This window comes from Aquitalea sp. S1-19, from assembly GCF_024343515.1.
The window spans coordinates 1-8,054 of record NZ_RJTZ01000086.1; the positions used below are offsets into that span (position 1 = coordinate 1).

At 58.8% G+C, this 8,054-nt stretch carries 9 protein-coding genes; all 9 read right to left on the reverse strand.

The genetic code is table 11. The features are described from left to right. Positions 1-249: 249 nt before the first annotated feature. Positions 250-1,647: a sodium:proton antiporter gene (locus tag EGI20_RS12840; protein ID WP_498631942.1), complete on the reverse strand. Its 1,398-nt coding sequence runs from the start codon at positions 1,645-1,647 to the stop codon at positions 250-252. A 71-nt stretch (positions 1,648-1,718) separates the two neighbouring features. Beyond that, positions 1,719-2,108: a lactoylglutathione lyase gene (gene gloA, locus EGI20_RS12845; RefSeq protein ID WP_124736711.1), complete on the reverse strand. Its 390-nt coding sequence runs from the start codon at positions 2,106-2,108 to the stop codon at positions 1,719-1,721. Positions 2,109-2,133: 25 nt separating this feature from the next. Further along, complete coding sequence (locus EGI20_RS12850) at positions 2,134-2,832, reverse strand: M48 family metallopeptidase (RefSeq protein ID WP_498631944.1); 699 nt, start codon at positions 2,830-2,832, stop codon at positions 2,134-2,136. Continuing rightward, the gene (locus EGI20_RS12855) at positions 2,810-3,589 is read right to left on the reverse strand and encodes a lysophospholipid acyltransferase family protein (RefSeq protein WP_498631946.1); all 780 of its coding nucleotides are present in this window, start codon (positions 3,587-3,589) and stop codon (positions 2,810-2,812) included. Before EGI20_RS12855 ends, EGI20_RS12850 begins: the two co-directional genes overlap by 23 nt. A 19-nt stretch (positions 3,590-3,608) precedes the next feature. Further along, positions 3,609-4,145 (reverse strand): D-glycero-beta-D-manno-heptose 1,7-bisphosphate 7-phosphatase, encoded by a 537-nt coding sequence (gene gmhB / locus EGI20_RS12860; RefSeq protein WP_498631948.1) that lies wholly within the window; start codon positions 4,143-4,145, stop codon positions 3,609-3,611. A gap of 95 nt (positions 4,146-4,240) precedes the next feature. Further along, on the reverse strand, positions 4,241-6,301 hold the full coding sequence (gene glyS / locus EGI20_RS12865; RefSeq protein ID WP_498631961.1) for a glycine--tRNA ligase subunit beta: 2,061 nt from the start codon (positions 6,299-6,301) through the stop codon (positions 4,241-4,243). Between the two features lie 2 nt (positions 6,302-6,303). Further along, positions 6,304-6,729, reverse strand: a complete 426-nt coding sequence (locus EGI20_RS12870; protein WP_124736707.1) for a surface-adhesin E family protein — start codon at positions 6,727-6,729, stop codon at positions 6,304-6,306. A 1-nt stretch (position 6,730) separates the two neighbouring features. Further along, positions 6,731-7,624 (reverse strand): glycine--tRNA ligase subunit alpha, encoded by an 894-nt coding sequence (gene glyQ, locus EGI20_RS12875; protein WP_124736706.1) that lies wholly within the window; start codon positions 7,622-7,624, stop codon positions 6,731-6,733. Between the two features lie 114 nt (positions 7,625-7,738). Next, positions 7,739-8,054, reverse strand: a 316-nt coding sequence (locus tag EGI20_RS12880; protein ID WP_498631950.1) for a hypothetical protein, incomplete at its 5' end; no start/stop codon positions are given.

The following is an 8,054-nucleotide window of genomic DNA, read 5'->3' on the forward strand; positions in this document are numbered from 1 at the left end:
GTCCTAGCGCCCGCAAGGGTGTGGAAGTTCGAGTCTTCTCTTGGGCACCAACAGATATTTAAGTCATTGAGTTTTGCTCAATGGCTTTTTTATCGTCCATATTCTGCTCCCCCCTCTTCTATTTATTTCCCTCGCCAAACAAACCCGATAAAAAGCCCGATAAAAAGCCCGACAAGCGCTAGCCTGCCGGGCAATCTTTACACCTTAATCAAGGCAGGCTTAAATTCAAACCCGCCCCGATCATTCCCATCAGAAGAATACCAGCGTCAGGATGCCGAATACCGGCAGCAGGAAGCAGATGGACCAGCCCATATAACCGAAGAAGCTAGGCATTTTCACGCCACGCTGCTCGGCAATGGCCTTGACCATAAAGTTGGGGGCATTACCGATATAGGTATTGGCGCCCATAAAGACCGCACCCATGGAAATGGCCAGCAAGGTATCCGCCATCGGCCCCATCATGGTCTGTGCATCACCATGCGCGAGGTTGAAGAACACCAGATAGGTCGGCGCATTATCCAGGAAGCTGGACAAGACACCCGTCATCCAGAAATACATGGTATCGATCGGCGCACCCGAACTGTCCGACACCATATGCACCAATGGTGCCAGATGGCCATCGGTACCGGCCTTGAGAATGGCAATCACTGGAGCAATGGTGACAAAGATACCGGCAAACAGCTTGCCGACTTCCAGAATCGGGTCCCAGTTGAAATCGTTTCCGGCACGCACTTGCTTGGGCGTCAGTTTCAGCGAGACCGCCGCGATCATCAGCAACAGCACATCGCGTACGATATTCTGCAGTTCCCAATGCGTGCCCATCACATCAAAACTGATACCTGGCTTCCAGAAACCGGACAGCAGCACACCACCGACAACCCCTGCCAGCAGGAAGAAGTTGAATTTGCCGTGGATCTTGATCGGGCTGTCCTTGGTCTTGTCGACCGGCAACACACCTTCCTTGGCAAAGAAGTAGCTGTCCACGGCAAAGAAAATCGCCAGCAGGGAGAGCGAAGTCAGCAGCACCGGCAAGGCCATATGCTGCAAGGTCCAGCCGAAGGTCACACCCTTGAGGAAGCCGAGGAAGAGCGGCGGATCACCCAGCGGGGTCAGACCGCCACCGACGTTGGCAACCAGGAAGATGAAGAACACGACTACATGCACATTGTGCTTGCGGTTGTCGTTGGCCTTGAGCAATGGGCGGATCAGCAGCATCGCCGCACCGGTGGTCCCCATAATGGAAGCTAGCACAGTACCGATAGCCAGGATCGTGGTATTGAGCTTGGGCGAGCCATGCAGATTACCCCAGATCAGAATCCCGCCCGACACCGTATACAGGGCAAACAGCAGGATAATAAACGGGATGTACTCGGCAATCATCGCATGCACGACAACAGACAACGCCATACCAAAGCCGAAGACGGCAATAAACGGCACCAGAAACAGCACGGTCCACATGGCGGTAATCTTGCCGAAGTGGTGATGCCAGAAACCCGGGGCAAAAATAGGGAACAGCGCAATCGACAGCAGGATGCCGGCAAACGGCAGCCCCCAAATCAGACTCAGCGTCGAACCATCCAGATCCGCCGCCTGCGCCAATGCCGGCAACAGCGCAAGACTCGCTGCTGTAAGCAAGGTTTTAATCATTATGTCTCCTAAAGTGGCAAGCCCCTTGGCCGGGCCTGCCGATTAACCCGGCCAATAAGGCCGGACACCATTTACTGAGTACCCTTCTGGATAAACTCAATTTTATAACCATCCGGATCTTCGACAAAGGCAATGACGGTAGAGCCATGCTTCATCGGACCGGCTTCACGCACCACCTTGCCGCCCTTGGCGCGTACTGCATCGCAGGCAACATAGGCGTCATCCACTTCGACTGCCAGATGGCCGAAGGCATCACCCAGCGCATAGGATGCCGTATCCCAGTTATGGGTCAGTTCCAGCACCGTATCCGATGCCTCGTCACCATAGCCGACAAAGGCCAGAGTAAAACGGCCTTCCGGATAATCGCTACGACGCAGCAACTTCATCCCCAGCACGTCCTGATAAAACGCCAGCGAGTGCTCAAGATTACCGACGCGCAGCATGGTATGCAGTAAACGCATGATGTCTCTCCTATAGGAAAACCGTTCAGCCCAGACTAAACAGTTGGTTACCATGCGCCTTGAGCCAGTCGCGCCCTGTCTGCCAAGCCGGCAGCAGACGCGCAACTTCAGCCCAGAACGCAGGCGAATGATTCAAATGAGCCAGATGAGCCAGCTCGTGTGCCATCACATAATCCAGCACAAAGGCAGGTGCCTGAATCAGGCGCCAGTTAAGGCGCACCTTGCCGGCAGCAGTACAGGAGCCCCAGCGGGTACGCGCGCCAGACAACTGCCAGCCCTGCATCTGCCGGGCAAGCCTTGGCGCGAACACGCCCAGCCGGGCGGGATACTCCAGTACCGCCTGCCGGCTTAAGGCCCGCGCCAGCGCGGCACGCAATAGTTCGGGCTCAGCTTCGCCGGAGAAACCGTAAACCCGCGCTTCGGTTTCATCCAGCACCACCCGCTGCCGAGTCCCGCCGCAAAAAACAATGGGCAGCGGCCTGCCCATGAAATGTACACTCGACGGCGGCAAGACCCTGGCTTGCGCCAGAGCGCGCTGTTGCTGCCAATGGTGGCGTATCCAGTTCGTGCGCTGAATCAGCAGATCGCGGATATAAGCCACCGGCACTTGCGGGTGGGCTACAACCTCCAGTGCATCATGGCGCATGCGCAAGACAATGCTTTTACGCGGGCGGCGCAAGATGACGACCGCCAGTTCGCCCTCAGGCAGAATGAGCGAGCGCAATGCGTGCCTGCTTTTCATCGGGGTGAGCACAGGGGCCGACACCACCGATTTCGCGCTGGCGCGCCTCAATCCACTCGCCCGCCTGTGCCATCATGGCTTCCGGCCCGATCTCGGCACTCGGATAAACAGGTTTGCCGATAACCAGCGTAATCTCGCCCGGATGCTTGATAAAGGCATTGCGCGGCCAGAACTCGCCAGCATTGTGCGCCACCGGCACCAAAGGCATATCCAGTTGCTTAGACATGCGCGCCGCACCGGGGCGATATTTGCCCACCACCCCGGGACGAATGCGCGTCCCCTCGGGAAATACGGTAATCCAGAAGCCGTGACGCTTGCGCTCCAGACCTTGCTCCTGCATGCGCCGGTTGGCATTGGCGCGGTCGGAGCGGTTGATCATGATGGCGTTCATCAGCCACAAGCCCCAGCCAAAAAACGGCACCCATAGCAGCTCGCGCTTGGCGACATAAATCTGCTCCGGAAAAATCTTTTGCAGCGCCAGCGTCTCCCAGCCCGACTGGTGCTTGGAGCAGATAATCGATGGCACGTCGGGAATGTTTTCCTGTCCGATCACCCGGTACTTGAGGCCGACCACATGCTCAAGCACCCATAACAGCATCAGCGCCCACGACTTGCCGAAAATATGGCGCCGCCGCCGGGGCAGCCAGGCACAGACAAACAGCGCAGCAAAGCACAGCGGTGTCAGCACGATCACCGCCAGCCAGTAAACCAGATTGCGAATTAACAGCCCCAGGGTCATGCGCTTACTCCGTCGTGCATCAGCCAGCGATCAAATGGGTCGCCGCTTCAAATAGATTGTCGAATACCAGTGTCCCGGCCGGCAGATTGCCGGCGGCCAGTGTTTTTTCACCCTTGCCGGTGCGTACCAGAATAGGCTGCCCCCCCACGGCGGCAATCGCCTCCAGGTCGCGCAGGCTGTCTCCTATCATCGGCAAGCCTTCCAGCCTGACATTAAAACGCTCGGCAATATCCTGCACCATGCCCGGCATCGGCTTGCGGCAGCTGCATTTATCATTGGCGGTATGCGGGCAGATAAAGACGGCGTCGATACGCCCGCCAGCCTGATTGACCAGACGGTGCATTTTTTCATGCATGGCATTCAGCGCATGCACATCGAACAGGCCGCGGCCTATGCCCGACTGGTTGGTTGCCACCACAACATGCCAGCCGGACTGGGTCAGGTTGGCGACCGCTTCCAGACTCTTGTCCAGCGGTATCCATTCCAGCGTGTTTTTGACGAAATCGTCGCGATCCTGATTGATCACGCCGTCGCGGTCGAGGATGACGAGTTTCATAATTGGGGATCAGGGAACCGGGATCAGGGAATAGGAACACCGATGGTCAACACCGGCGTCCCAGCACCCTCATCCCTTCCCTGACTCCTGCCTCCTTAGTCGGCCAACAGCGAAATGTCGGCTACACGGTTAAACAGCTCGGCCAGACGCGACAACAAGGCAATGCGATTAGCGCGCACGGCTGCGTCGTCTGCCATCACCATCACGCCGTCGAAGAAGGCATCGACCGGTGTTTTCAGGCTGGACAATTGTGCCAGGGCACCGGCAAAGTCATGCGCGGCAAACTTGGCGTCCACCTCGGGCGCAATCGCCTCGATGGCGGCAAACAGCGCACGCTCGGCGTCTTCGGCAAACAGGGCCGGATTCACCGCACCGATTTCGCCTTCGGCTTTTTTCAGGATGTTTTTCACCCGCTTATTGGCCGCAGCCAGCGTGGCCGCTTCCGGCAATGCCTTAAACTCGGCCACCGCTGCCAGCACCGCACGCACTTCGTCCAGACGGCTAGGCGTCAGCGACAGCACGGCATCGATCTCGTCGCCCTTGTAATCGGCGGCGAGGAAATGCTTGAGGCGCTCCAGACTGAAGGCGAACACCTCGTCCGCCGTCGCGTCCGACAACAGGCCCGCCGGGAATACGGTTGCCGTTTCGGCAATGATGTCCTTGAGGTCCAGCGGCGACGCCAGCACCATACGCAGCACACCCAAGGCGGCGCGGCGCAGTGCAAACGGGTCTTTATCGCCGGTCGGAATCAGGCCGATGCCCCAGATGCCGACAATAGACTCGAGCTTGTCAGCCAAAGCGACCGCCGTCGCCACATCGCTTTGCGGCAAGGTATCACCGGCAAAACGCGGGTGGTAATGGCCTTCAATCGCCTGAGCCACGACGGCGCTTTCGCCATCATGCGAGGCGTAATACATGCCCATCACGCCTTGCAGCTCTGGGAACTCGCCCACCATATCGGTCACGAGATCAGCCTTGGCCAGACGCGCGGCGCGGCGCGCGGCGTCAACATCGGCGCCCAGCTTGGCGGCAAATACGCCGGCCAGCGTTTCCAGGCGCGCGACGCGCTCCAGCTGCGAGCCGATCTTGTTGTGGTAAACCACGCCGGAGAGTTTCTCCAGACGCGAGGCCAGCGGCAGCTTCTGGTCCTGCTCGAAGAAGAACTTGGCATCCGACAGGCGCGCGCGCAATACGCGCTCGTTGCCCTGAATCACATGCGAAGGATCGGCCGCCTCGATATTCGACACCAGCAAGAAGCGGTTCATCAGCTTGCCGTTACGGTCCAACAGCGGGAAGTACTTCTGGTTCTGCTGCATGGTCAGAATCAGGCATTCCTGCGGCACCTTGAGGAACTCGGCTTCGAAGCCGGCTTCCAGCACCACCGGCCATTCCACCAGCGCACACACTTCATCGATCAGCGCATCATCGGCAGCAATCGTTGCACCCAGTACGGCGGCAGCATCATGCAGGCGCTTGGCGATCAGCTCGCGCCGCGCCACAAAGCTGGCGACAACCTTGCCCGCATCAAACAGGGTACGCGCATAGCTGTCGGCCGACTCGACCAGCACTTCGCCTTCGCTCATAAAGCGGTGGCCACGGGTGGCGTTGCGGCTCTTCAGCCCCAGCACTTCGCCTTCGACCACGGTTTCGCCCCACAACATCATCAGGCCATGCACCGGACGCACAAACATATGGTCGCTATCGCCCCAGTGCATCAGCTTGGGAGCCGGCAGCTTTTTCATCGCCAGCTCAACGACGGCGGTCAGTACTGCCGACAGGCTCTCGCCCGGCTTGACACTCTGGTAGGCGTACACATCCTGCTTGCCATCGTTCAGCGTGATCAGCTCGGACACGGCCACACCGCAGGAGCGGGCAAAACCTTCCAGCGCCTTGGACGGCTGGCCATCCTTCATGCCGGCGGCGAGCGACGGGCCTTTCTTGACCAGCGTCTGCTCGGGCTGCAGATTGAGCACATCAGACAGGCTCACCGCCAGGCGGCGCGGGCTGGCAAACACGGTAGCAACGGCATCGGCATCGACAAACGCCATGCGCTTGAGTTCGCTACTGATGGTGTCGGCAAAACTGGCCGCCAGTTTTTGCAACGCCTTGGGCGGCAACTCCTCGGTGAGGAGTTCGATAAGCAACGTGGCTTTCATAGTCATTGTATTTTCTTGCTCTGAGCGGTTCGTCCAAGCCGGCACACCTCGCGCATCATCGCGGCGGCGACCGACCCCTGATCTACGGGCTGCCAGGCCCAGTCGTATTCCGGCAAGGGGAACATCTGCGTATAGACATTCCGGCCGGAGGCGGTATAGAAATTGGCGCCGACAAAGACATACTGGTATTTGCTGCAATCAGCCCAGCCACTCAAACGGCGGATGTGGTAACTGATGCCCAGCTTGGCATCCTTCTGGCGCAGGGTGAACCGCTCCTGGTTGACGAAGTGGATCCTGCCGTTTTCGCGCCAGATGGAAGCCGGGTCTATCGCCAGTTGCAAGGCAGCCCCGTCCTCGTACACCAGCCAGTTGTCAGCCAGCACGGGCGTGCTGGCCAGACACAAAGACAGGAGAATCCGGTTTTTCACTTCAATCGGCCTTAGGGCACATCGGGAAACCCAGTGCCTCGCGCGATGCGTAATAAGCCTGCGCCACACCGCGCGACAGAGTACGCACGCGGCCGATATAGGCGGCACGTTCGGTCACCGAAATGGCACCGCGCGCATCCAGCAGGTTGAAGCTGTGACCGGCCTTGAGCACCATTTCGTAAGCCGGCAACGCCAGCGGAATCTCCAGCAGGCGTTTGGCCTCGGATTCGTAGTAGCTGAACAGCTCGAACAGCTTGTCGACGTTGGCGTATTCGAAGTTGTAGGTCGACTGTTCGACCTCGTTCTGGTGGTAAACGTCGCCATACGTCACGCGCTGACCGTTCGGATATACCGTCCACAGCAGGTCGTAGACGTTTTCCACGCCCTGCAGATACATGGCCAGGCGTTCGATACCGTAGGTAATCTCACCCAGCACCGGCTTGCAGTCGAGGCCGCCAACCTGCTGGAAGTAAGTGAACTGGGTCACTTCCATACCGTTCAGCCAGACCTCCCAACCCAGACCCCATGCACCCAGAGTCGGATTTTCCCAGTCGTCTTCGACAAAGCGGATGTCGTGGATGGTCGGATCGATGCCCAGTACCTTGAGCGAGCCCAGATACAGCTCCTGGATATTGTCAGGGCTAGGCTTCAACGCCACCTGGAACTGGTAGTAATGCTGCAGGCGGTTCGGGTTTTCACCATAGCGCCCATCCTTGGGACGGCGCGAAGGCTGGACATAGGCCGCGTTCCAAGGTTCGGGGCCGATTGCGCGCAGGCAGGTGGCCGGATGCGAAGTTCCGGCGCCCACCTCCATATCGAAGGGCTGCATAAGCACGCAGCCCTGCTGGCTCCAATAATTCTGCAGCGTAAGGATGATTTCCTGGAAGGTCAGCATGGCGTGTCAGTATGAAAGAATCAAACGTCGATTCTAACGGTTCAGGACGATGGGGAAAAGCAAACGGCAGGGAAGAAGCCCCTGCCGTGGTAGGAAAACCGCTTATTTACCCAATCAGGGCAGAGAAGGCGAAGCGCCAGCCAGTTGCAAGGCAAGCTTCTTACCCTTGTCCATGCAATCGGGCACCGATACGCCATCGAGAAAACTCGCACACACATGGATGCCGCGCGCAGCCAGACGCGCCGCCGCCTCACGAGCGGCCAGCACTTCCACGCTGCCCTGGGCGATTGCCTCGGGCCAGCGCACAATCACCTGCTCGCAAGCTTCGCCCGTGACGCCAAACACGTCCGCCAGTTCCTGATTCAGCCGTGCCAGCAACTCTTCATCGGCAAGGGCGGCATGTGCGGCATACTGCGCGCCGCCGACAAAG